The sequence below is a fragment of the Almyronema sp. genome (assembly GCF_052168255.1).
Taxonomy (GTDB): Bacteria; Cyanobacteriota; Cyanobacteriia; order Phormidesmidales; family Phormidesmidaceae; genus Sphaerothrix; species Sphaerothrix epifaneia.
The window spans coordinates 147,866-172,441 of record NZ_JBQLZL010000004.1 but is presented as its reverse complement, the minus strand read 5'-3'; the positions used below and the strand labels follow the sequence as shown (position 1 = coordinate 172,441).

Here is a 24,576-nt window from a genome sequence, read left to right as displayed (position 1 = left end):
ATTTATCGAAAGCGAATAGTTTTAATCCCTTCGGTTAAATCGGTGGGAATAGACTCAACTTGGTTGAGGGCTTCAATGTCTTCTGTAGCAGCGTTAATCGCCTGCTCAAACAACACTAAATCTTCAGGAGAAAGCGGTTTATGTTCAGCCGCCAACTCATGAAAATACTGCAACTGGTTGAGCAAATTATTAACTGTATGGTTGACATTAATCATGGTGGCTCGAAAGACCTGAAGCTGCTTTTTTTTGACTTGATTAACCTGACTCAGCATTAGGTAATCAGCAAACAAAGCAGGGGCTAACAGCATCAACAACAAAATGATTTCGTCAAGTTCAATTGCTTCGTATCGTTCTAAAAACTCAAAGAAGAATTCAAAATAATCTAACTCAAAGATATGAGCAACAACGATAAAAAAAATACCCACTAGAAGCGTGATTTGCGTTAGCCTGAATTGCTTTTGCTGCGATCGCTGCTGCCTGAGTTGCATTCAACCACCCTCATTGCTCAGTCATTGCTTTTGAGCTTAGCAAGCTTGCTGGATCCTGAGAACATCTAGTCTCTAAATTATAGGAATCCCAAAATTTTCGTAAAGACTTGATTATTAGCTCCAAGTCTGAGTTCAGCCCAGACAGTGTTTTTTCACGTAAGCGATCGCCAGCGGCATCATTTGCTCTCGGCTAAATCCCAGCAAAGAGCGATCAAACTCCGTCCAGCCGCGCTGATGATGAAACATGGCCGCTTCTAAAATACCCCAGAGCTGCCCCTGACGATGCAGGTGAATATGGGCTAGCGATCGCTGACCTGGAAAAAACTGATGCTCGTAGGCCAAATTAATTAAATCGGAGCTAGCTGTTTCAATATCGGCAATAAAAATGTCTGAGCCACCTGCCAAAGCCGCCGCAAACAAAGGATCTTGCGCTTCTAACTGCTCAGGATTTTCTGGCTGCCAGCTTGATTCAGCCAAGTCAGGAAAAGCAGACGTGCGGCACCAGCAGTAAGCAACCTTAGCCAGACGCTTTTGAGGATGGCGCAGGTACAAAAAACAGCGATCGCACTGCAACAACTGACCTAAAACGGGCAAGGCTTCGGCGAAAATTTCGTCAGCTTCACCGTAAGGCTGCAACGTATTATATAAAACTGGTGGAATGGCAAATAAAGAAGACATTTAACCCCATTTAGACACAGAAGGGCCTCAGTGATTATCTCACTAAGACCCTCATTCAGTCAGATCAAAAACGGCCAATTTTTCAGTTGATAGCCATTAACTGTCAGTGCCTCAGGCTGTTCTATTGAATGGTTTCGCATTCCCTCGGACGCTGCAAAGCAGGGGAAACGATAAAAACCCTGCACCACGAGACCTCAACCTATAATCTTGGCAAACAGTTCAACTGTAAAAAACCGAACCCTAGACTGAACTCCTGATTGTTGAATCACCCATTTTTTTGGCATCGTTCTCCTTCAAAAAATGGTTAGCAGGATAAACAGCAAAATACCTGCGATGATTCGTAAAACTGAGCGCTCAAAGCAGTTAACTGATGCTTAAACTTTAGCGGGGATCACGCTTAAAACAGCTACTACTTTACCATTGCTTAAGCATTGAGTCATACTACGTTACGAGCTAATTGAGTGAAAGTCTGTAACGGTTGCAAGCCTTTCGACTGCGATCGCACTGTCGCCAACCTGTAACGGTTGACCCTAAAAGGGGGGTCTTTTAGGGATAAGCCCATGCCCTCGATCAGGCAGCAGGGGAATACCCGCGTTAAAAATGAGCAGCGTTTTGTCAGGTTTTAGGGATTTGTCACCTTTAGGCTTGAATGCTTGAGCAGATGTAGTGGAGGGGGTAACTGAGTTATGCAACGTTGGCGACACCGGGCGATCGCGGTCATCTTAACGGCTTTAGTCGTGATTGGGGGTAACGCTTTGATTCGCCATCCCCTCATGGCCGCAGCCGACGCCACAGCGGCCTACCCCAACCAAGAAATCCGTGGGGTTTGGCTCACCAACGTAGACAGTTCGGTCTTGTTTACGCGCCCGTCCTTAGTCACAGCGCTCGATCAGCTGGCCGCAGCCCATATCAACACCGTGTATCCCACCGTTTGGAGTTGGGGATATACGCTATTTCCCAGCGAAGTAGCTACGCGCGAAATTGGCTACAAGCAAGGACTGTATCCTGACCTAGAAGCGACTGGTCGCCACGAAGCGCTAGAAGCGGCTCAAGGCGATCGCGATATGCTGCTAGAACTAGTAGATCTGGCTCACCAACGGCACATTAGCGTCATTCCCTGGTTTGAGTTTAGCTTTATGGCGCCTGCCAATTCAGCCTTGGCGGCGCGTCATCCCGACTGGCTAACCCAACGCCAGGGAGCGCTACCAGCCGCCCGCTACTATCAAGAAGGACGACACGCTCGGGTATGGCTCAATCCCTTTCATCCCCAAGCCCAGCAGTTTTTGCTAGAGGTGATAGCCGAACTCATGGCGAACTACGAAGTAGACGGCTTGCAGCTAGATGATCATCTAGGGCTACCCGTGGAATTTGGCTATGATCCGTATACGCAGCAGCTTTATCAGCAAGAACACGGCGGTCGCCTGCCGCCGCGCAATCCCTACGATCCAGAATGGATGCAGTGGCGAGCCAATAAAATTACGGCTTTTATGGAGCGGGTTTTTGGCGTGGTCAAAACTTATCGACCCCAAGCGGTTGTTTCGGTTTCGCCCAATCCTGCCCAGTTTGCCTACACTCACTTTTTGCAAGATTGGCCTCGCTGGGAGCAAGCAGGCTACATTGAGGAACTGATTGTGCAGGTTTACCGCGACACCCTCAGCAGCTTTAGCGCTACCTTGCAAAATCCACTCATGCAGCGAGCCAAATACCATATCCCCACCGCCATTGGCATTTTAACCGGGCTTAAAGATGCGCCCGTTTCCAGTCGTTTAATTCAACAGCAGGTTGCCGCCGCGCGGCAGGCTGATTATGCTGGCGTCTCTTTTTTCTACCACGACACGCTTTGGCAAGCGGCGGGGGAACAGCCAGCAGCGCGACAAGCAGCGGTGCGATCGCTATTTCCTAGCCCTCTAGATCGACCCGCCGTAGCCGCCAATCGCCGCCCCTAGCTAGCTTAGGGGCAGTACTACAATTTTTTAGCCCTAGCCACCCAGGTTGAAACCCTTCAATGGCAGAACACCGCTGACAGCAAAGCTTTCATTCTGCCTTCTCTCTCTGCCTTCTGCCTGCCCTCTGCCTGCCTTCTGCTCGTCTTCTGCCGTCAACCTTCAGGCCGATAGCTGCCGCAAACGATGCTGTTCGCGGTTAAAGGCTTTTTCATCAGCCGCCAACATCTGAGATTCGATGGGCGATCGCATATCCCACTGCACTTCAGAAAGCAGCATTAAACAGCCAGACATTACCAGCCCCGTTATTAAAAACTGCCACTGGGGCAAAGCGCTCAGCATCAAAATACTCAACCCATGAATTAAAGCAGTGAGCAAAAAAGTGCGCGATCGCATACCAATGCCCATGATCAAATATCCGGTTGCGGTCAACCCCAGCCACAGCGGACAGAGATTGACCAAAATCCAACCGCAAGGGCCAAAAATGCCATAGTCTGTCAGCAAGACCCCCAGCAGCATCAAACTCGCCCAGCCATAAATCAACCAGCGCAGGCTTTCAACTTTGACCCAAAACCAGGCTAACCAGGTCATCGCCATCGTGCCAACCAGCGTCAATAACGACCAGGCGATCGCTTGATCGCTCCAGCTAATCAGCGTAAATTGAGCCACGCCAAAAATGATGGCCGTTATCCAACCCCACACCACAAAAACCTGATCAATGCGCGTATACAGGTTAGACAGCAGCGTGCGATCGCCTAGCTGCCAATGAATACGCAACAAACCACGCAAATCTTGCACATCTAAGTTAGGCTGCTTGCGACGGAGGATCGGTTCAGCGGAGTTGAAAAAAGGCATTTGGCGTCTGTCTGAATATAGATTTCTTCATCCAGAATAGTCACAAAACATTAAGCTTTATCAAGTTTTTAATGGTGGATGTCCGATCAAACGCCACAAAAAAACCGGGCTTTTAGGCACAATGTCCTGCCACCCGGCTGTTTGAGCTATCTTCAGTTTGGCGGTGCTAACCCATCGCAGCGTTATAAACGGGCGTAGGTTCGGTGTTTTGAGCCGATAGCTGCACCTGGCTGAGAAACTGCTTTAGGGTTTCACCTTCAATCACTTCTTGCTGCAACAGCAGTTGAGCCACTTGCTCAAGCAGTTCGCGGTTTTGCCCCAAAATGCTCAGCGCTGTCTGGTGGGCGGTTTCGACAATATCTTTGACTTCTTTGTCGATCGCTTTAGCCGTTTCATCACTGACCATACGGCGCGGGTTGGGCATGCCGTTTTCTAAAAAGCCCCCCGGCTGATTGCGTTGATAAGCCAGAGGCCCTAACACTTCGCTCATGCCGTAAGTGGTCACCATTTGCTCAGCTAGATCGGTGGCTCGCTGTAGGTCATTCGATGCCCCCGTGGTAATGCTGCCAAAGACAATTTCTTCCGCCGAACGACCCCCAAGCAGGGTGGCAATTTGCCCTTTAAGCTCGGCTTCGTTGCGCAAAAAGCGATCTTCGGTCGGCAGTTGTAGGGTGTAGCCTAAAGCTGCCATGCCACGGGGCACGATAGAAATTTTAGCGACGCGATCGCTTCCCGGCATCACGGCTCCGACTAGAGCATGACCAACTTCGTGATAAGCGACAATTTTCTTCTCTTCTTCATTCAAGACCCGGCTCTTTTTCTCTAGCCCTGCCACGACCCGCTCAATTGCTTCGGCAAAGTCTTCTTGTTGCACGCTGGTTTGGTTCCGCCGAGCCGCTAGCAAAGCCGCTTCGTTAACCAGGTTAGCCAGATCTGCCCCCGCAAAACCGGGCGTACGAGTAGCGATCGCCTTTAAATCCACCTCTTCTGAAAGCTTCACCCCTTGAGCGTGAATTCGCAAAATTGCTTCTCGCCCCATCAAATCCGGGCGATCGACTAGCACTTGGCGATCAAAGCGTCCCGGACGCAGCAGTGCCGGATCCAGCGTTTCTGGACGGTTGGTAGCCGCCAGTACAATCACCGTAGCTTCCCCCGCTGCAAAGCCATCCATCTCAGTCAAAAGCTGATTGAGCGTTTGTTCGCGTTCGTCATTGCCGCCATAGACCCCGCCACTGGCGCGAGACTTACCGATCGCATCTAGCTCGTCAATAAAGACGATGCAAGGTGCCTGCTTTTTCGCCTGCTCAAACAAGTCTCTGACGCGGGAAGATCCAACTCCCACAAACAGCTCTACAAACTCTGAACCAGAAATGCTAAAGAAAGGTACCCCCGCTTCTCCAGCAACGGCTTTAGCTAAAAGCGTTTTACCCGTTCCCGGTGGCCCCACCAGCAAAACCCCTTTCGGAATTTTGGCTCCTAGCTGTGTAAAGCGTTTGGGCGTTTTGAGAAAATCGACAATTTCAACCAGTTCGGTTTTGGCTTCTTCCACCCCCGCGACATCATCAAAAGTGATCCGCGTTGCCTCATCTTCAACATAGGCTTTGGCGCGGCTTTTGCCGATTGAAAGCGCTCCTTGCGGCCCGCCCGCTCCTCTGGCAATAAAAAAGCGCCATACCCCAATAAAAATCAAAGGTGGAATGATCCAGCCCAGCAAATTGCCAAACCATTGATTTTGGCGAGGGGGAGCCGCAAACTCAACCCCGTTATCTTCTAAACGCTGAGGCAGATTGAGATCAAAAATGGGCGTGGTGGTATAAACATCGCCCGGTTCTCCCGTTTCGTTTCTGACCTGATAGCGAATTTCGTCTTGCCCAACCGAGGCTCTAACCACTTCATGCTCTTCTACCTGATGAATGAACATGCTATAGGGCATCCGAGCGGGACGATTGGCAAATGCACCTGGCAGCAACAGGTTCAACACCAAAAAACCACTTAACACCAAAAAAGCGATGTTAAGAATTTGGCGCGATCGCGGTGGCTGCGGCGGTTTTTTAACAGACATGGTACCTCCTTACCAATAGGGTTTGCCTCAGTCGCAACGCAATCGTTTCGTCTGTAACTGCCAGTGTTTAATTGCCAGCAGCAACGAGGTAAGCGCGGTTTTTTTAAGACGTTGCCTCAAAAATTTTGCCCGCACCCACGTTTGCAGGCGATCGGCGGAAACCCTTGATTTAAGTACCAGTGTACTAAGCTAACCGAGCCAAAAGCACCGACTTAAAAGTGTGGAAATCTCCCCTTGGATTTAGCCGCTAATTTGAGAACGGCTGTGTTTTCAAAAACGTCAAAGCGCGTTATGAGCAGGCTTGATCGGCTGCCTGGGGTGACGCCAGGTAAAGATAAAATCCTTCACTGCGCACAATTCGAGGCCCGTCAAAAGCGGCTAACGGCTGAATGGTGGGTAGCCTGGTAGCATCCAGCGCTTCGGTTAGAACCAAAAGCACTGCCGAATGCTGCTGGCAGCCAATCCGCATAGCATCAGCCAAAATGTTGGCTGTTTGAACTTTGGCGTGCCGGGTTGTCCAAAAAGAACGAAACTGGTTTTTGGCCGGGTCATAAATCGGTTGGTCGAGGTAACCCGATAGGGTCAGGGCTGGGCGCTGTTCGTAGCCCACAATCGGCAAGGTTTCTAATCCCTGAGCTTGAATAAACTCGGCTACGTCTCGGCTCATCGAAAAGGGATAGTGCAGATCAATCGTGTAGGCAAACACGCCTGCGATCGCCTGGGTGACTAAAAGCCCGGTAATAAACTTCTTTTCTGTAGACCGACTCAGCGTTTGCAGAGCCAAACCCGATTTGGCTAATTTTGGTTGGGATAAGTCTGTAGATCGAGCCATCCAGATACAGGCTAAGAACAAGAAAAAAAGATGCCCATAATGTCTGATCTGTGAAGGATATAACCACCAGGCACAGACAATAATTAAACTGCTGCCCAAGCAATACGCCAGCAAAACCGATCTTTGAGCAGCCAATAGCCTAACTGAGCTAAACGCTAAACCCAAAGAGGCAATTAAAGTCAGCAGACCACCGATTCGCCAGTCTTCTAAGTGCCAGTTTGCCAAAAAAATGCCTACCAAATCAAAAATATTGCTGTTCCAAAAGTCAACTTTGAAGTGGGGTATAGGCACATAGCTTTGCCAGATATAGCTTAAAGATTGCAAAAATTCATAGTTTAGATGGGTCAAAAAAAAGTCCAGTCCACCCGCAAGTTTTACCCCTATTTTTTCAGGCTGAACAGTGTTGGCTTGAACGGCCACCCCCAGTTCTGAACTAGCCGCTGCGATCGCCCGCAAGATAGGAACAGCCGCCAAAATCCAGCCCAAAATTACAATCAGGCCACTAGCAAGCAGTTTTGACGGGTTTTGGCGGTGTAGCTTACTGAGTTGTTGCCTGTCACTTAAATCAACTATTAGCGCTATTGCTAAAACACTACTTAAAATCAAAGCATAGAAATTCGTATTAGCTAAACCAGCCAGACAAACCGCTAGAGCTAAAATTCGCTTATCTCTAGCTTTGTAAAGGCTGCAAAATAAAAACAAAAATAAAATACCAATTGCATAATTACGGCTAATCAGGTTGTATTCATAAAAAGGAAAATAGCCAAAGCAAAATAAAGTTTTTTGCTGCCAGCTAAAAGGAGAAAACCTGACAAACAAAAAAATAGAGCTAGCTGAAACGAGCAGATGAAACAGCTGCATCGCCATTGGATTATGCGTAAAGGTGGTAATCGCATAGGCGCAGAGATACCACAACGCCGGGTGGCCTTCGTACTGAAAGTTGTAATACAGATCAAGCAGCGAAGAACTATCGCGCACCAGCAACCAGGCTTGTAGCTCGTCTCGCCACATTTCATGGTGCAAAAGCCCTATCAATCCCAACAACCCAAAAGCCGTCGTCAGTAAAATCTCTCTGCCGACAAAGGGCAGCCTTTTGACTGTGAGCTTTTGCAGTAGCCAATACCGACTTTTATGCATGCAACCTCTTCACTAACCGACGACTCATCGCCGTCATCGAAGCACCTTGGTTGCACCCAGTATGCCCACAGCCTTGTTGCATCATAGGCCAGCTCAGCTAGCCCATGATGCGATCGCAGTCAAAACAACAGCAGCTTTACAGAACCAGGCACTCGGCTAAAACTAGCTTTGCGGCCTACGAAGCAATAAATTCATTCCACTTCTGCACCAGGTAAACCTGCTCATCCATGGTTGAGTTCCAAACCACGATGTTGCCGAAGCGCTCATCAAACGAGCCACCATCGCGAATCGCCCCTTGTTTTTCGAGCGTTTTGCCAAAGGGATCGACCATATCTTCCGATGCTGGTTGACCTTCGTACCAGAAAGCCCACTCCGCTTCTGACATATACTTCTTCGAATTTTCAGGAGCAGCGCTGTAGTAGCCTTGACGCCCCAAGAAAGCACCCACCCAGCCCTCTAGCATCCAGTTGATGTATTCATAGGCGGCATCTAGCTCAATGCCAGAAAGATTACGCGACAGGCCGACGCCACCGCCCCAGCCCCGGTAGCCTTCTTTCAGCGGCGCGTAAACACATTCCAGCCCTTGAGACTTAACAGCCGTAACCGCAGGCGACCACATCGACTGTAAAACCACTTCACCAGAGGTCATCAAATTCACCGATTCATCGAACGTCTTCCAGAAGGCTCTAAACTGGCCTGCTGACTTTTGCTCTTTCAAAATATCGGTAATTTGATCAATTTCGGCCTGGGTCATGTTGCCTTTGTCAGCAAAGGTCATCAGCCCCAAAGCTTCCGCCACCATTGCCGCATCCATAATGCCAATGGAAGGGATATCGAGAATCGACGTCTTGCCCTTAAACTCTTCATTGAAAAGTTCTCCCCAGCTTTCAATCGGGCGGGTGACCAAATCAGGCCGATATCCCAGCGTGTCGGCATTGTACTGGAAAGGAATCAGCGTTACATATTCTGTGGGTGTAGGCGAAAACTCGGTGGAGTCAGGCCCGGTTAAGTACATCACCTTGTAAGGAGCCGTCCCTTGAGAGGTTTCAACCGGCATACCGTTAAATTTGCCTGTGGTAAAAAAGCTGACAATTTTGTCAAAGCTGGTGATACGGCTCACTTCTACCGGCTGCAAATTCCCGGAAGGGACGACAAGCGGCAAGCTAAAATATTCGCCATCAAAAATGTCGTACTGTTTGGGTTGGGTAATGGCAATTTGATTGTTTTCTTCGGTACTGAGTGCCCGCATTTCTAGCTTGAAGCCTAGATCTTCTTGGGCGCGATCGCGGATTTCGTTAATTTGCGACACCCCAGTACCAATCAACCGCAGGGTGATATCTTGAATCTTATTGGCGTTCACCTGTGGCCCTGAAGCCGGGTTGTTGGGGGTACCTTTCGGCGCTGAACTACAGCGAGTAGCGGTGAGAAAAGCGCCAGCAGCTAAGCCTGTGCGAATCACTTGACGACGTGAAATTTTAGTCATACGGCTAGATTTTATAAAGGAAACTAATCAGGTTGACGGTGTGAGAAAACCAACCCTGTGGTCATCACCCAAACGGCTAATGCGCCAGAAACACGCAGTCTGCGGCTGACCATTCAACCGCAACGACCTGGCCTTCGGCTAGGGGAGTTTGCATTAAGTCGGTCGTGCGAGATTTGTACAGCATTTCAGCCCCGGTTTTTTCGCTCATCAGCGTTACCCGCGTGATGTAGCCTGTAAATTCAATGGCGGTAATACGGGCGCTCAGGCGATTAACAGCAGGTTCAGGCTCAGCTACTCTAGAGAGCGATCGCAACTTCAGGCGATCGGCGCGGACACAGCAGGCTGCTTGAGTGCCAGCTTGGGCAAAGTCACCCCGGCAAAGCAAAGTCCCTAACCCCTCCACCGCTAGCTGAATCAGATGCCCCTGGGTATCGTGAACCACACTGCTGACTTCGCCCATAAAAATATTGTTATCTCCCGTGAAGCGAGCCACAAATTGGGAAATCGGCTTGGCAAAAATTTCCTGCGGCGTCCCCACCTGGTCAATACGACCATGATCCATCACCACAATTTGATCGGCTAGGGCATAGGCTTCATCCTGGTTATGGGTGACTTGAATAAAAGTCATGCCAAACTGTCGCTGTAGCTTACGCAACTCACCTCGGGTTTTGACCCGCAAAGATTCATCTAAAGCACTAAGCGGTTCATCTAATAGCAAAACTTGGGGACGCGTAATTAAAGCACGCGCCAAGGCTACCCGTTGCTGCTGACCGCCACTCAGCATGTGGGGTTTGCGGTGAGCAAATTGACTTAGCCCCACAATCGCCAGCATCTCTTCTACTCTTGGCTGTCGGTCTGCCTGAGATAGCCCCCGCATTTTCAAGCCAAATTCCACATTTTGCCAGACCGTTTTGTGCGGAAACAAAGCATAGTTTTGAAACATCATGGCGGTGTTTCTTTTGGCTGGCGGCAACTCATTAATGCGAGTCTCGCCAATGTAAATGTCACCTTGGGTAATTTCTTCGTGGCCAGCAATCATGCGCATAGTGGTGGTTTTGCCACAACCGCTTGGGCCGAGTAAGCAGCAGTAAGACCCTGCCGGAATGTGTAGCGTCAGGTTTTCGACGGCTACCACCGCGCCATATCGCTTGGTGACAGACTGTAGCGTTACCCCTTTGGCATTGGCAACGGGCTGAGTCAGCGCTGAGTCAGCTACCTGAGCCGAAGTGAATTGAGTCTCTGGCATAGATTAAACATCCCTCGCGATCGCCCAGCCCATTAGACAACGTCACCGTCCTGACAGACTGAATCACAGCTTAAAAATCAGTGATGAAATGGCTGATTGACCTGAAAATATTTGTCGGGCTAGGGATTTGGGAGTGCCAAATCCCCAGGCAAACCCCACAACCCAATTGTCAAACCCCTATGGTTAGACAAGACAATCAACTCTGTCCATTCATAGAATCTTGAACTAGAGGTTACTGTATCTCTCTATACCATTTACCCGACTGGTAACAGCGGATTCTTTACATCTAGATGCGATTTTGAACCTCTACCAGTAGAGTAGTGTGAATCCCTTTAAAGCAATGTTCAATTGCCAGCCTTTTGTTCGTTTTTCCCTGTATTAACTACTATGACGAGTTCTGCTAGCTCCAAACTTGTGTTCATTTGCGGATCGGCGCTGCGGGGTCAGCCCGATCACTCCAACTTGCAGTCTGCGACTTTCGTTCGTGCCGCCAAAACAGCCCCTAAATATCGTCTACACGCCGTCGGCAATGGCTGGCACCCCGGCATTTATCAAACCGAGTCTAATGGCATTGCCATTCCGGGCGAACTTTACGAAATGACAGCAGCGCAATACGAATATTTGAAGGACAACGAACCCCCCCACATGTATCCCGAAACCATTGAGTTAGAAGACGGTGACAGCGCGATCGCCTTTCTCTATCCCGCCGATTTGATAGCAGCCCATAGCTGGCCAGATATTTCCGACTACGGTGGCTGGGCCGCCTATAAAGCAGCGCAAGGGTAGCCAATGCCGTAATGGCAGACTAAAGACACCGCCAGAGAGACAGGCGGGTGCAAGCATTCCGGGTTTCTGCAGCCCCCGCTTAGGCACTCACTAAGCAGCTTTACCGCCACCCAAACGCCCGCCCACCCCAGCCTACAGCCCCCCATTACTATCCTCTCCTCACCCCCATCCTCACCCCTCTCCCCCTCCCCCTCATGCCACTCACCCTAATCAAAGGCGGTCGCATCGTCACCGCAGTCGATGACTACACCGCCGATATCCTCATCCGCGATGGGCAAATTGAAACCATAGGCCGCGATCTCGCTGCTGAGTCTGCCGACGTACACGATGCCACAGGGCTGCTGGTCTTTCCTGGCGGCATTGATGTTCACACCCATATGGAAGGCCCCCAAGGCCCCGCTATGAACTGCGATACCTACGAATCAGGGACGATCGCAGCGGCCTTTGGCGGTACCACCACGATTGTTGACTTTGCTTACCAGTCAAAAGGCGACAGTGCTAAAAAGACGCTAGACGATCGCGTAGCGCTAGCCGATCCCCAAGTCTGCATTGACTACAGTTTTCACCTGATTCTGGTAGACGTTAACCGGGCAGTGCTGGCTGAACTGCCAGATGTGATCAATCACGAGGGCGTCTCCAGTTTCAAAATGTACATGGCCTACCCTGACATTTTGATGGTGGATGATGCCGCCATTTTTCGCACCATGCGCACCGTTGGGCATCATGGCGGCATGGTGAACCTCCACGCCGAAAACGGTCAGGTGATTCAAGTCTTAATTGAAGAAGCGCTAGAGCAGGGCAATACTGCCCCCAAAGCCCACCTGCTCACCCGCCCCCGGCTGATGGAAGCTGAAGCGACGCACCGGGCAATTCGGATTGCGGAATTAGCAGAAGTGCCTGTCTATATCGTGCATCTTTCTGCCCCAGAAGCGCTAGAAAGCGTGGTAGAAGCTCGCGATCGCGGTTTGCCAGCCTTTGCTGAAACCTGCCCGCACTATTTGTTTTTAGACGATAGCCAATACGATCATCCCGGCTTCGAATCGGCCAAGTATGTAATGACGCCGCCGCTGCGATCGCATCACTGCCACCAAGCCCTATGGCGAGGACTACGATTTGACGATTTGCAAATTGTCGCCACCGATCACTGTCCTTTTTGCATCAACGAACGGACGATGGGGCTAAAGTATTCTAAACAACTGGGGCAAGACAACTTCAATCAAATCCCCAACGGCGCACCAGGGGTAGAAACGCGGCTGGTCTTGCTCTACGACGGCGGCGTTCGTTCAGGCAAAATTTCGCTCAACCGCTTTGTTCAGTTGACCTCAACCGCTCCGGCCAAAATGTTTGGCTTGTTTCCACGCAAAGGGGCGATCGCCATTGGCAGCGATGCCGACCTGGTGCTGTTTGACCCCAACAAAACCCAAATTCTCAGCGCCCAAACCCATCACTCCAACGTAGACTACAGCCTGTTTGAAGGGCGCGAAGTCACAGGCTCAGTCGAAAAGGTGTTTTTGCGCGGTGAGCTAATTGTAGAGGGGACGCAGTGGCTTGGCCGCAGCGGCATGGGTCAGTTTCAAAAACGCGGCGCTTCAGGCCGAATTTTGTAAAAGTATTCAGTCCGCTACTCCCTGCAAAAACGGCAAAATCTGCTCTGCTACCTCATTGCCATATTCTTCAGCCATGCCTAACGTTCCGGGCAATCGCCCGACTTGCACAGGTGCCAAGGCCGCGATCGCTTCCATTTCGGCTTTGGAGGCAGTTGGGGCTTGCTCGGCCACCACAACCATCAGCGGCAAGGTCAATTTTTCCAAGTAGGCCAAAAACTCAGCTCTGGTTTGTACCGGGTCTAAGCTACCCGTGACAAAAGCAGCAGGGGCGTAGCGGCCACCAGGCTTTTGGGTGTTTTGATAGCGCTGCTCAAGGTAGGCGGGGGTAAGCTGGCTGTCATCTACAAACACATGACGGCGATACATCCATTTGAGAAAGCTTGGTCGGGTATTGAGGCCATAGAGGGCTTGCCCTAACAACGGCGATCGCACCAAGGCTTTAACGCCCTTGCGTATGGCAGGGGGCACACCCATAACAGCTAACGGGCCGCGCCAGGTAGGGGCAACCAGTACCAGTTTTGAACAGGTTTGGGGATGGGTAGCAGCCAGTTGGAGGGCATAGCCAGCGGCATGTCCGGCAGCGATGACGATAATTGGTGCGGTGAAGTGCGATCGCACGAAGTCTGCCAAAAACGGGTGATAGAGTTCGGGGCAATAGTCTAAGGGTGGGCGATCGGAATCGCCAAATCCAGGCCAGTCAAGCACGGTGACTTGAAAGTGAGCAGCCAGTTGGGTCGCTAACGGCTCCATTTCCGCGCGGCTAGAAACCGTGCTAAAAGCTGGCAGCAGCAAAACGGGCTGACCCTGACCACAGGTTTCGTAAACAACTGTCAAAGACTGCCACTGCCTCGTCCCGACGGTGCCACCGCAGCGTGAGACATGGGTTGAGATCTTGGAGTTAGTCGCTAACATATTCTCCTGCACAAAAGCCTGCTGTTTTATTATCTCTGGCACGCTCAAAGAATCGGCGCTAGCGTCGGTGCCAGATGCCCATCGACCTGCTTCAATCCGCCATAAAATACAAACCACTTTCGGTACAGATACCGTCTAGTCGCCTATCCCAAGGCGCTTTGGGAATTTTGGGCAGTCTGGCATATTCAAAAATAATGCCAATTGTAGGTTTGCCTATCCAGGCGGGCTGGCTTAGCAGCCGATCATAATAGCCCCCGCCATACCCCAGACGATAGCCTTTGATGTCGCAGGCAACCGCAGGCACCAAAATCAGGTCTACCGTCTCTGGCTCAACGAGCGGCGAGTGGGGATGTGGTTCCCAAATACCATAGGCTCCAGTCTGTAACGGCAAAGACCCGTTGGGATACCAACGATGCCAGATAATTGACTTTTCGACACAGCGCGGCAAGCCCCAAGATCGCTGGATTTGCAGTAAGGGAGACAAATCAGGTTCCTGGCGAAAGCTACAGTAAGCCAGAATCGTGCGGGCTTGGGTAAATAAAGGCAGCGCTTTGAGATGGGCACAGATGCGATCGCTTTTTTGCCGCCAAAGCTGAGGCGGTATTGCCTGTCTCGCTTTGAGCAATCGCTGGCGCAAAGCGGCTTTTTTTTGTTGAATCGACTGTGAGTTAGTGAGCGTCATGGCCCTAGAAATACAACAGCAAGTTTAGCCCCGGAATCGTACGCGAAAACGTCCAGAGCAACAAAGCAATATATAAAATGCCAAGGCTCCACTGATACCAGACTAGAGCCGCAATCAAACCTGGTAGATGCTCATCTCGTAGCCGAATGTCATTAAAGCCGAATTTCAGCCAATTGTTGAGGCTAAAGTCATAGTAGTTTAGCCAGTTCCAACGGCGATCGAGCAAAATTGGCGTGTAGCGATCGCGAAAGAACGGAAATTTAGGAATTACGGGTAGCCGCGCAATCAATAGTCGGAGCTGACGCATACTGCCGTCTTCAACCAGATAACTGCTATCCATCAGCTTGTGGTAGCGCCCCTGGCCGTACAAAATGAAAACCAGCGTTAGCGGCAAAGGCGCAATCAACACCCCCAAGCACAAAAGCGTCCAGCCAGCTTGCTCGGCGGTACGTTCAATTAAGCTAGTGCCACCCAGCATCAGCCCGCTAAAGGTACTCAGCATCCAGCCGACTTCCCAAGGTGGCGCAGCAATTGGGGTAGGCTGCCACCGCCGATAGCGATCGATCAGCCAAAACAGCAAGCTAAAAAAGGCGATCGCCACAATCGCAATCCCCAGCGTCAATCCCGAACTGGTGCCATAACGGCTAAGCAACAGCAGCAAAGAAAGCAGTAGCCATTGCCCAGCCGCCTGTAACCGGGTCAGCCAGGATAGCGCCGTTGTGGTCATAATGCGATCGCGCACTTTGACATAAGCCGCCAGATCAATAGCGTCTAGGTTGAGTAAATCGGTAGGACTTAAAAAAGGTTGCGCGGCTCGCGCCTGCAAAATGGCTTGTTGCTGGGTTTGGGTAAACCCAACTCGCCCTAGCTGCTGGGGGCTAGCCGTGTTGAGATTAATCCCAGTGAGCCGTTTTTGCAGTTCTCGCAACCGCAAAACTTCAGTCGTGTATTCAATCTGGTTAGCATCGGCAATTTGCTCTAATCGTCGAAAATTACGCACCAGGTTTCGCAGCAGCGTTTCATTCCCCGGCAGCATCGGCACCGAAATAAATCGCCCAATCTGGCCTGGGCTGCCCAAGATTTGGGCTTGGTCGGCACTAAATTCTAACCCGGTCACGTTGATGTAGGCTCCCGGCAAAAATCGAGCATCGCCAAAGTCTAGCTGGTCAGCGATCGCCGCACCGCGCAGATTAATCGGCTGATGAAACTGCGCCTGTTGAAACAAAGCTAAAGACTCAAAGCGGGTTTCGGTGAGAAAGAGCGCTTGTAAGAATCGGCTACGGCTGAAGTTGGCCGTAGCCTGCCAGCTTGCTTGAGCAAAGTCTACATTTTGCTGCCATTGCAGACGGCTAAAATTGCTATCAGCCTGAAAAAGCGCCTGGTTAAAATTAGCGTTGGCCTGAAACTCGCTGCCTTGAAAACTGACAGGCCCCCAAAACTGGCTTTGGTTAAAACGCACCCGACCAAAAAATAGACTGTTGCGAAATCGAGCTGACTGCCCAAAGATGGCAGCAATAAAGTTCACAGTTTGACTAAAGCGGGCACCCGTCCAGTTCACTTCTTGGTTAAAAACAGCTCCACGAGCCTCTAAGCGATCTAGAAAAAAGAGATTAGCGCCGTTGACGCGGCCTTTAAATTGCGTCTGCGTTAGCCGGAGAGAGCCACGAAACAAAAACAACCGCAGCGGGGTTGGCTGCGCCTGAATGAGCAGCGATTGGGAAAGTTGCGAAAGCTGGCTTAATCGACGGCGATCGCGAGCCAATTGCTCTTGCTCGGCGGCGGTCAGCAAAGGAGCCAGCGCTTCCCCATAGAGCGGTGCCCGTAGCCCCAATTGCGTTAGATCAAAATCACCTTGAATTAAGGCATTGCTCAGATCTAACCCCAGGGGTGTGCTACCAGCTTGTAGCCGCGTTTGTAGCAATCGATAAAAGCGGCTACGAAAAGCTTCATTTTCAGGTCGCAAATCAATTTCAAAGCGCCGCAAATCAATCACCGCTTTGCCTTCTTGGCGGCTAGGCGTGGCTAAGCGCTGCTCTAAAATTTCTAGGGTCAAGGGCTGGCGTGGGGGGGTAATCTCAGCCGCCACAACCGGAGCTACCCAACCTATGCCCACCACTAGCCATAGCAAGCCTGCTAGCGCCATCGCTAGCCCCCCGCGTCCTAAAGCCCCTGCTCGAAGGTCACAAAAATATCGCAAATCCGCCGCCAAATACTCATACTGCATCTCGGCCAATAGTATAGGTTGCCGGGGTTATAGGCTCAAAGCCAGCCGACAAATTCGCCAAGGCTACCGCTGATAAGGTTTACAGTAAGAAAGACAAAGTCTCTAGTTGAGCTGCCAATTGCCATTGGGGTAGCGTTTGTCGCCTGAGTTTACGGATACAACCAGCGTTAGTTCATCAGCTTTATCTGCATGCGCGTTAAGATTTGCGGCATTACTCAGCCAGCTCAAGCTCAAGCGATCGCGGCCTTAGGAGCCACCGCGCTGGGGTTTATCTGTGTCAGCGCTTCGCCGCGCTACATTACGCCTGAGCAAATTCAAGCTATCCTTGCAGCCCTACCAACCGCCAACCGCCCCGATTGTATTGGCGTTTTTGCTAACCCCACCCTGGCAGAGATTGCCACCACGCTAGCGATCGCACCGCTCAGCGCAATCCAGCTACATGGTCAAGAAACGCCGCAGTTTTGTCAACAGTTGCGGCAGCAGTTTCCTCACCTGGAATTAATTAAAGCTTTTCGGATCAGTTCGATTGAAACCCTGGCTCAAACAGCCGCCTACGCTACCGTCGTAGACACCTTGTTGCTAGATGCGTATCACCCACAGCAGTTAGGGGGCACCGGGCAAACCTTAGACTGGCGATCGCTAAAATCCTTTCAGCCGCAAAAGCCCTGGCTGTTAGCAGGCGGCCTCAACCCTGGCAATATTTTGACAGCCCTACAGCAGCTTTCACCCGCAGGTATTGACCTTTCTAGCGGCGTAGAGCGATCGCCTGGTGACAAAGATCTCGATCTAGTAGTTCAGCTATTTGAGCAACTGCGGCACCGGGCTTAATGGGCCTCACAGCAAAGATGGGCAAAGGACAAACGCCCCTGCCCATCTTCGGTTAGTCAACTATCCCTGCTGCCGTCTCTACCCTAGCAACCTAGAAAAAAGAGGGTTGATGACGAATCAGGCTTAGAAACTCTTCGCGAGTTTTTTGATCTTCCTGAAAAACGCCAATCATGGCGCTAGTCACCGTCCAAGAACCCGGCTTTTGCACACCGCGCATCACCATGCACATGTGGCTAGCTTCCATGACAACGGCTACCCCTTGTGGATCAAGAATTTCTTGAATCGCTTCGGCAATCTGACGGGTAAGCCGCTCTTGCACCTGCAATCGGCGGGAGTACATTTCCACAATGCGAGCCAGCTTGCTCAGACCCACCACGCGCTCATTGGGAATATAAGCGACATGCACCCGCCCCATAAAAGGCAGCATGTGGTGCTCACACAAGCTAAAGGCGTTGATATCTCGCACCAGTACCATTTCGTTGTGGCCTTCGTCAAAAATGGCTCCGTTCACCAGTTCTTCCAAAGACTGGTTGTAGCCGCTGGTGAGAAAACGCATCGCCTCTGCTACCCGCTTGGGCGTTTTTAGCAACCCTTCGCGGTTAGGGTCTTCACCCACTGAGCTTAACAGGGTGCGAACCGCTGCCATCATGTCGTCTTTGACAGTATCGTCGGTCGGCTTAAGCTGAGCGTTGGCTCCATTGATAGTGTTGCGATCGGGCCGAGCCGGGGGTTTCTGAGTCAGCATTTCAGCGGCAACTACGCTCTCAGAACTACCCAAGGCGGCTGATGGGTTACTACCGTTGGCAATATTCGAAGACGTGATAGTCATAATCAGTTTAAGTTTGAAATTTCCAAAACCGAGGAACAAAAACAAGAACAGACAGATTCGCTAAGTCTAAAGTGCCCCACCGCTAGGCATCAGCGTTAGCTGATCGATGGTTGCAGACTCAGGCAGGAGGGTCATTTGCAAAATTACATTAGCAACGGTTTCAGGCGTTAGCATGGCGGCACGATTGAAATCAGCTGCAACCGTTTCGGTATCCCAAATGGGGGTGTTAACGGCCCCCGGACAAAGGGTGGATACCCGAATACCATGCTGGCGCTCTTCGACCGCTAAAACCCGAGAAAGGGCTACAACCCCCGCTTTACTGACGCTGTAGGCTCCCCAGTCGGGGAAAGCCTGTTCAGCGGCAACCGAAGCCACGTTGATGATTAAGCCAGTTTGGCGATCGCGCATGCTCGGCAACACCGCTTGCACACATTGAAAAACGCTCGTCAGGTTTAAATCGATCACCTGTTGCCAATCCGCCAAAGGAGTCTCTGCTAGCGAACGGGTGTAGCCCATGCCAGCATTATTAATCAACACATCAAGGGGGCCAAAGTCAGCTAGCACAGCTTCTAGCTGCGGTTTAATCTGATCAACTTGAGCCAGATCAAGGGCATAGGGACGAGCGCTACCCCCTTTTGCCACCACCTCTTCGGCCACGGCTAAAAGCTTTGCCTGAGAGCGGCTTACCAGGGCTAAATCAAAGTCATGAGCCGCAAAAGCAAGCGCCGTTGCTTTGCCAATGCCACTGCTAGCCCCTGTAATTAGCACTCGACGCTTTTCAGAAAAATTCATTGATTGCTCCATCGAACGGTTTGCACAAAGGCAAGCCTCGTACCAGTCACCGTCACTAAAATCTCATTGTCGATGCACACAGGCACTAACCTGTCGTTTTTGACTGCAAACCTAAGGCTCAAAGGTTCACGAGGACTGTCCTTGTTGCGGGCGACTCTACTCAGCCTGCTCCCTTAAACGGGCTTGTATGCAAGCCAAAACAGCGGTGAAGCAGCATCTGTGAATCAAGCCTTCTGTATGTTAACAAACGTTAAGAATAAAACCGCAAATTCTCATATTTTTCTCAGTACGGGTATCCCCCTCGCTAGCTTAGCGTTCCTGCTGGCGCTAATCTCTAGCCATCGTTGAGTAACCTTCTTCTGAAAACACGCCAATTTGCCGAAACTTTTGGTAGCGAAGGTCACGCCGCTCCTGGGGAGTCAGTGCTAACAATTCATTGAGGTTTCGCTGCAGCGCCTTTTTCAAGTTTTCAGCCGCTACTAGCGGAGCCGCATGCGCCCCACCAATGGGTTCTGGCAATAGCTCGTCTAAAATGCCTAAATTTTTTAAATCAACTGCGGTGATTTTGAGTGCCTCAGCCGCTTGGGCTGAGCGCCCTGCATCTTTCCAAAGAATAGCGGCGCAGGCTTCAGGGCTGGCAACTGTGTAGACAGAATGTTCAAACATCAACAAGCGATCGCCCACGCCAATGCCTAAAGCACCACCCGATCCCCCTTCTCCAATCACCGTACACAAAATGGGCACGTTCAGGCGAAACATTTCTCGCAAGTTGTAGGCGATCGCTTCACCCTGCCCCATCTCTTCCGCTTCATAGCCCGGATAGGCACCTGGCGTATCGATAAAGCAAAAAATGGGCATACCAAAGCGATCGGCGTGTTCCATCATGCGCATAGCTTTGCGATAGCCCCCCGGCGAAGCCATACCAAAATTGCGCGTGACGTTGTCTTTGGTATCTCGTCCTTTTTGATGTCCCAGCATCACCACGGGTCGCCCTTGAAAACGAGCAATTCCAGTCACCAATGCCGGATCGTCTTTTCCAGAGCGGCGATCGCCGTGTAGCTCTATCCACTCATCGCTAATTGCTTGAATGTAGTCTAGCGTGCTAGGTCGTCGCGGGTGCCGCGCCACCTGTAGCCGCTGGGCTGGCGATAGGCTGGTAAAAATTTCCTGACGGAGCTGGTCAGCCCGCGACTCTAGCTGATGAATCTGGGCTGAAACATCGACATCGTTATCTTCTGCAAGCTGGCGAATTTGGTCTATCCGGGCTTCCAGTTCAGCGAGGGGCTTTTCAAACTCTAATAGAATCGGCCTACGTTCGGTAGTCGGCATAGCTTAGCAATCAGCGACAACGCACACAACCCGCCTGACGGCGGCTAGAAATTCCCAGCCCAAACCTTGCAAGTGCCGCTAACGGGGCCTGCTGGGAGTTACCTGGCAAACAATGGGGCAGCTTTGGTCTAACCAAAAGTTAGCAAAGGTTTGAACCCATGCTTAACAGAAGACTGGCCAATTTGATCCATTTTTTCTAGCGTAATCTGATTCCGCCCCCAAGAGAAGTTGGTATACCACTTCTCAAACTCCAGCAGCATTGATTCAGCAAAGCAAGCAAATAGCTGGCGGGCAGGCACATCCATATTGACAATGTTCATAATTCGCCAGTCAATGTCCAGGGCATGTTCAACAATACCTCCCTTGAGGACATGAATACCAGGATGACTAAAGCGCGTAGCCAGGTTTTTGGGATAGCCACCATCAACCATCAGGCAAGGTTGTTTTAACGCTGCTGCATCAATTTCAACCCCTTTGGGCATACTCGCCACCCAAACCACAATATCGGCTTGGGGTAGTGCTTCAGTCAATGCCATTGCTTTGCCCCGGCCCAGATATTCCTGTAGCTGCTGAACTCTTTCTTGATTGCGGGCAATCAGCAGCAAATCTTGGACATCCGTACGCGCGTTTAACCACTGGCAAACGGCGCTGCCGATGTCTCCGGTAGCGCCGCACACGGCCACCGTTGCGCGAGAAAGCTCAATACCTAATTTTTTAGAGGCTTGTTCTACCTGACGACAAATAATGTAAGCCGTGTGGGTGTTGCCCGTAGTAAATCGCCGGAAATCTAGTTTAATGTTGCGAACTTGCTGAATTTGATTCAGGTTAAAATTTTCAAAAATAATTGATGAAAAACCGCCTAGCGCCGTAATATCAACACCATGCTTCTGAGCATGCGCCATGGCATTCACAATTTTTCGAGTGGCGGCTTTAATCCGGCGGGCAGCTAACATTTCAGGCAAAAAGCAAGACTCTACATAGCGTCCTTCAATCACCTGCCCTGTAGCACTTTTGACCTTAATCGTATCGACGATTTGGGGTGGGGCGCTGCACCAAAAATCGAGTCCTTGATCAGCATATTCTGGATAGCCCAAGTCTCTGGCAACGGATTGGGCGTGCTCTAAGCTCGTAAGATGACCAATTAAACCGAACATTCTAGATGGGTTACTTAAAACCTGTTAACCAGGTATATGAAAGGACAAATTCAGGCGGCGGAAAAAGAAGGAGCCTCTGACGCCGCGCTGCCTAAGACACTAAACGGTCTAAGCTATTGACCGCTTAGTGTCATCCCTTAAAAGGGTCTACTGCTGAGACGCAAGGCATGGCGCAGAGGCCGCTGATGAAGCACAGCCAGTTTTCACTGGAACAATTTGATCGCCTGACGCTTTAGATAACCGCAAGTCCTTGAGCTGAAAGTCGCATAACTTCGCGATTGTTAAAGCCAATGTTGGCTAGGGCTTCGCCGTAGGTAATCATGAAGTCTTCGACTAGGGCGTCTTTTTCCATGCCTAGCACTTCGGCGTCAATAGCGACTCGGTTGAGCATTTTCCAGACTAGGGGCAGATTTTCCCGGTTGGCGACTTCAAGCTCAGCCTTGGCTGACTCAAAATTGGCTTTTAGCCATTCTTCGCCAAAGTTCAGGTGCAGGTATTCGTCTTTAACGACGCCTTCAGTAATTTTACGAGCAAAGTCGTCTGCTACAGGAATGTAGATGTTGTAAGCCGCGATCGCAAATGTTTCAATGATCAAAGACTGAATCAACAAACAGGTGACAATCCGCCCCTCTTGCCAAGCTTGCTGAAAGTTGTTGTGTAGCTCAGAGAAAAATTCTCTAGCAAACGCCATGTCTGGGGTAACCTGCAAATTTTTTCCGCAGGCTTGAAAACCTTTCATGTGGCGAAGCTCCATTTTGGCTAGCTTCAGCAATTCAGCTTGATTTTCGGGCAGGCTTTCAGCTAGCTGCTTATAGTTACCATTGGCTTCTAACTCCCCTTCGATCACAATGGCATTAATCCGGCTGTAGGCGTCTTTATAATCTTCACTATGAAAGTCAATCCTAGGGCTGGCTTCAAGCTGCGGCATATCCTTAACTATCCTGCGTTACAAAGTAAGATCAATCTGTGCTAGATACAAGAAATTGCGGATCTTGTCTACATGGGTTCCGGATTCCTTACACCTAAATTCACACTTTACACCCTATAGCGTCCAACGTGTGATATCAACCAGCTAACGGTAGATTCCTCACAATCACAAAAATTTAGGTTAAAAGCTAACCGTTAGCGATCGCTTAAAATGCTTGTCAGCACAGGCGTTTACGCACACCGACCTCTGGCGCTTTCACGCTGAATTTGAGATGGCTTACTCACCTTTACAGACGGCTCTATGGCGTTGGCTGAGCTTACTTTTGCTACTGCTAGGGGCAGGTTTGGTTTTGTCGCCATTGGCAGTCGTTTTGCTAGCTTCACTGGCTCCACCGAACAGCCCCGCAGGCGACCTCGGCTCGGCTGGGGTTTGGTCTTTGGCAAACTATAAAGCTGTCTGGCAGCAGGGGCGGTTTCTGCTGGCTTATTTTAATTCAACGCTGGTGGCTTTGAGCGTTACGGCGCTACAGATTGTGACTTCGGCGCTGGCTGGATATGCGCTAGCTCGGTTACGGTTTCGCGGACGGCAAGCCGTCTTGCTGGTTATATTATCTACTTTAGTCATTCCTTTTCAATTACTGGTCATTCCCATTTTTTTAGTGTTGAAGTGGGGGCACCTCATCAACACCTATGGGGCGCTCATTTTGCCAACAGCCGCCAATGGCTTCGGCATTTTTTTGCTGCGCCAATATTTTCAAACAATACCCATCGAACTTGAGGAAGCAGCTTGGCTAGATGGCGCTAGTCGCTTACAAATTTTGTGGCGAATTTTACTGCCGTTGGCTCGCCCAGCGTTGGTGACTTTGTTCCTTTTTACCTTTATTGGCGAATGGAATGATTTGTTCAAACCTTTGGTTTTTACGACTCGCCCAGAGCTACAAACGGTGCAGTTGGCTTTAGCCGCTTTTCAAGAGCAGTTTACAAACAACTGGCCGCTTTTAATGGCAGCCGTTGTCATCGCTACTTTACCGACAGTTTTGCTGTTTTTGGTAGGACAGCGGCAGTTTATCCAGGGAATTGCCACAACTGGGGTCAAGCACTAGGAGGATGTGATGTTCGATCGCTTGCAAACCAACCTGGCTGAATCTTGGCACAGCGTTAACCAAACGGTGAGCGAAAATTTTAGCGCTACCGTAAAAGGCGTATCATCTCAGGCTGCGCGGGTCGTGGAAATGGTAGAAAGTCAGGCGCAGGCAGCCGCCAACGGGATGACGGAGATGGCTGGCGATCGCTTTGAGTCAATAGGGCAAAACGCCGAACCAATCAGCCGGGTGAATCACGGCTTTCAAGCGGCGATCGCAACTTCGTTACAAACTTGGCTGACTCAGCATCCGGCGATCGCCTGGATGGTTGGGCATCCGCTTTGGACTTTGGCGCTGCTGCTCATTGGGTTGTTGTCAGTGTGGGGTTTACTGGGGGCGATCGCTCAGTTTGTCCGCCAAGTTTGGGTAGGGCTTTTAAGCTTGCCGTTGCGGCTGCTAAAGTGGCTATTGGTTAAAATTTTTCGTCTGTTTAAGCAAGCCGATGCTCTACAGCGATCGCAGACCCCAAAACAGGCCGATCTCCCAACTCGCCTATTAGAAATTCTCAGTCGATTAGAAAGCTTACGACAAGAACAAGACGCTTTAATTCAAGAAATGCAGGCTATTTTAGCAGCAAAAGGTATTGAGTCTGCTAAGACTCAATAAACTCTAAAAAACCGAGCGGCAGAAGCTTTTGAAG

General features: G+C 50.6%; 21 protein-coding genes. 6 read left to right on the top strand and 15 right to left on the bottom strand.

The genetic code is table 11. From position 1 onward, the window contains the following. Positions 1–2: 2 nt before the first annotated feature. Positions 3–488, bottom strand: coding sequence for a hypothetical protein (locus tag ACTS3T_RS01265; protein WP_377965213.1), 486 nt, complete (start codon positions 486–488; stop codon positions 3–5). 132 nt (positions 489–620) lie between these two features. Then, the gene (locus ACTS3T_RS01260; RefSeq protein WP_377965215.1) at positions 621–1,166 is read right to left on the bottom strand and encodes a GAF domain-containing protein; all 546 of its coding nucleotides are present in this window, start codon (positions 1,164–1,166) and stop codon (positions 621–623) included. A 686-nt stretch (positions 1,167–1,852) separates the two neighbouring features. Between ACTS3T_RS01260 and ACTS3T_RS01255 the strand changes: the two genes are divergently transcribed. Beyond that, positions 1,853–3,112 (top strand): glycoside hydrolase family 10 protein, encoded by a 1,260-nt coding sequence (locus tag ACTS3T_RS01255; RefSeq protein ID WP_377965217.1) that lies wholly within the window; start codon positions 1,853–1,855, stop codon positions 3,110–3,112. Positions 3,113–3,271: 159 nt separating this feature from the next. On the opposite strand, the gene ACTS3T_RS01250 is transcribed toward ACTS3T_RS01255, so the two are convergent. The 5 genes from ACTS3T_RS01250 to ACTS3T_RS01230 all read right to left on the bottom strand — a co-directional run bounded on the left by ACTS3T_RS01250 (position 3,272) and on the right by ACTS3T_RS01230 (position 10,724). Continuing rightward, on the bottom strand, positions 3,272–3,964 hold the full coding sequence (locus ACTS3T_RS01250; RefSeq protein ID WP_377965219.1) for a hypothetical protein: 693 nt from the start codon (positions 3,962–3,964) through the stop codon (positions 3,272–3,274). 166 nt (positions 3,965–4,130) lie between these two features. Further along, positions 4,131–6,026, bottom strand: coding sequence for an ATP-dependent zinc metalloprotease FtsH (ftsH, locus tag ACTS3T_RS01245; RefSeq protein ID WP_377965221.1), 1,896 nt, complete (start codon positions 6,024–6,026; stop codon positions 4,131–4,133). Between the two features lie 289 nt (positions 6,027–6,315). Further along, positions 6,316–7,995, bottom strand: a complete 1,680-nt coding sequence (locus ACTS3T_RS01240) for a hypothetical protein (protein WP_377965223.1) — start codon at positions 7,993–7,995, stop codon at positions 6,316–6,318. 175 nt (positions 7,996–8,170) lie between these two features. Beyond that, a complete protein-coding gene (locus ACTS3T_RS01235; protein ID WP_377965225.1) occupies positions 8,171–9,478 on the bottom strand; it encodes an ABC transporter substrate-binding protein in 1,308 nt (435 codons plus the stop codon). A gap of 76 nt (positions 9,479–9,554) precedes the next feature. Beyond that, the gene (locus ACTS3T_RS01230) at positions 9,555–10,724 is read right to left on the bottom strand and encodes an ABC transporter ATP-binding protein (RefSeq protein ID WP_377965227.1); all 1,170 of its coding nucleotides are present in this window, start codon (positions 10,722–10,724) and stop codon (positions 9,555–9,557) included. A 387-nt stretch (positions 10,725–11,111) separates the two neighbouring features. On the opposite strand from ACTS3T_RS01230, the gene ACTS3T_RS01225 reads away from it, so the two are divergent. After that, positions 11,112–11,510 (top strand): allophanate hydrolase-related protein, encoded by a 399-nt coding sequence (locus ACTS3T_RS01225; protein WP_377965229.1) that lies wholly within the window; start codon positions 11,112–11,114, stop codon positions 11,508–11,510. A gap of 194 nt (positions 11,511–11,704) precedes the next feature. Continuing rightward, complete coding sequence (gene hydA / locus ACTS3T_RS01220) at positions 11,705–13,117, top strand: dihydropyrimidinase (RefSeq protein WP_377965231.1); 1,413 nt, start codon at positions 11,705–11,707, stop codon at positions 13,115–13,117. A 6-nt stretch (positions 13,118–13,123) separates the two neighbouring features. Here the strand turns inward: hydA and ACTS3T_RS01215 are convergent, their stop codons facing one another. From ACTS3T_RS01215 to ACTS3T_RS01205, 3 genes are read right to left on the bottom strand one after another with little or no spacing between them, the layout of a single operon-like run. Next, a complete protein-coding gene (locus ACTS3T_RS01215; RefSeq protein WP_462934626.1) occupies positions 13,124–14,146 on the bottom strand; it encodes an alpha/beta fold hydrolase in 1,023 nt (340 codons plus the stop codon). Further along, positions 14,121–14,711, bottom strand: coding sequence for a 5-formyltetrahydrofolate cyclo-ligase (locus tag ACTS3T_RS01210; RefSeq protein ID WP_377965235.1), 591 nt, complete (start codon positions 14,709–14,711; stop codon positions 14,121–14,123). Before ACTS3T_RS01210 ends, ACTS3T_RS01215 begins: the two co-directional genes overlap by 26 nt. 4 nt (positions 14,712–14,715) lie before the next feature. Next, complete coding sequence (locus ACTS3T_RS01205; RefSeq protein ID WP_377965237.1) at positions 14,716–16,935, bottom strand: pentapeptide repeat-containing protein; 2,220 nt, start codon at positions 16,933–16,935, stop codon at positions 14,716–14,718. 189 nt (positions 16,936–17,124) lie between these two features. On the opposite strand from ACTS3T_RS01205, the gene ACTS3T_RS01200 reads away from it, so the two are divergent. After that, a complete protein-coding gene (locus ACTS3T_RS01200) occupies positions 17,125–17,763 on the top strand; it encodes a phosphoribosylanthranilate isomerase (RefSeq protein WP_377965239.1) in 639 nt (212 codons plus the stop codon). 91 nt (positions 17,764–17,854) lie between these two features. Here the strand turns inward: ACTS3T_RS01200 and folE are convergent, their stop codons facing one another. The 5 genes from folE to ACTS3T_RS01175 all read right to left on the bottom strand — a co-directional run bounded on the left by folE (position 17,855) and on the right by ACTS3T_RS01175 (position 22,795). Continuing rightward, positions 17,855–18,592 carry a GTP cyclohydrolase I FolE gene (gene folE, locus ACTS3T_RS01195; RefSeq protein WP_377965241.1) on the bottom strand — a complete coding sequence of 246 codons (738 nt, stop codon included), beginning with the start codon at positions 18,590–18,592 and terminating at the stop codon, positions 17,855–17,857. A 66-nt stretch (positions 18,593–18,658) separates the two neighbouring features. Then, positions 18,659–19,384: an SDR family oxidoreductase gene (locus ACTS3T_RS01190; RefSeq protein WP_377965243.1), complete on the bottom strand. Its 726-nt coding sequence runs from the start codon at positions 19,382–19,384 to the stop codon at positions 18,659–18,661. Between the two features lie 327 nt (positions 19,385–19,711). Continuing rightward, the gene (gene accA, locus ACTS3T_RS01185; RefSeq protein WP_377965245.1) at positions 19,712–20,713 is read right to left on the bottom strand and encodes an acetyl-CoA carboxylase carboxyl transferase subunit alpha; all 1,002 of its coding nucleotides are present in this window, start codon (positions 20,711–20,713) and stop codon (positions 19,712–19,714) included. A 128-nt stretch (positions 20,714–20,841) separates the two neighbouring features. Beyond that, on the bottom strand, positions 20,842–21,867 hold the full coding sequence (locus ACTS3T_RS01180; protein WP_377965247.1) for a long-chain acyl-[acyl-carrier-protein] reductase: 1,026 nt from the start codon (positions 21,865–21,867) through the stop codon (positions 20,842–20,844). A gap of 232 nt (positions 21,868–22,099) precedes the next feature. Then, on the bottom strand, positions 22,100–22,795 hold the full coding sequence (locus ACTS3T_RS01175) for an aldehyde oxygenase (deformylating) (protein WP_377965249.1): 696 nt from the start codon (positions 22,793–22,795) through the stop codon (positions 22,100–22,102). A 271-nt stretch (positions 22,796–23,066) separates the two neighbouring features. Between ACTS3T_RS01175 and ACTS3T_RS01170 the strand changes: the two genes are divergently transcribed. Together ACTS3T_RS01170 and ACTS3T_RS01165 are read left to right on the top strand one after the other, a co-directional pair. Further along, entirely contained in the window at positions 23,067–23,897 is an 831-nt protein-coding gene (locus tag ACTS3T_RS01170; protein WP_377965251.1) for a carbohydrate ABC transporter permease, read from the top strand. Positions 23,898–23,906: 9 nt separating this feature from the next. Next, positions 23,907–24,542, top strand: coding sequence for a hypothetical protein (locus ACTS3T_RS01165; RefSeq protein WP_377965253.1), 636 nt, complete (start codon positions 23,907–23,909; stop codon positions 24,540–24,542). The last annotated feature ends 34 nt before the right edge of the window (positions 24,543–24,576 follow it).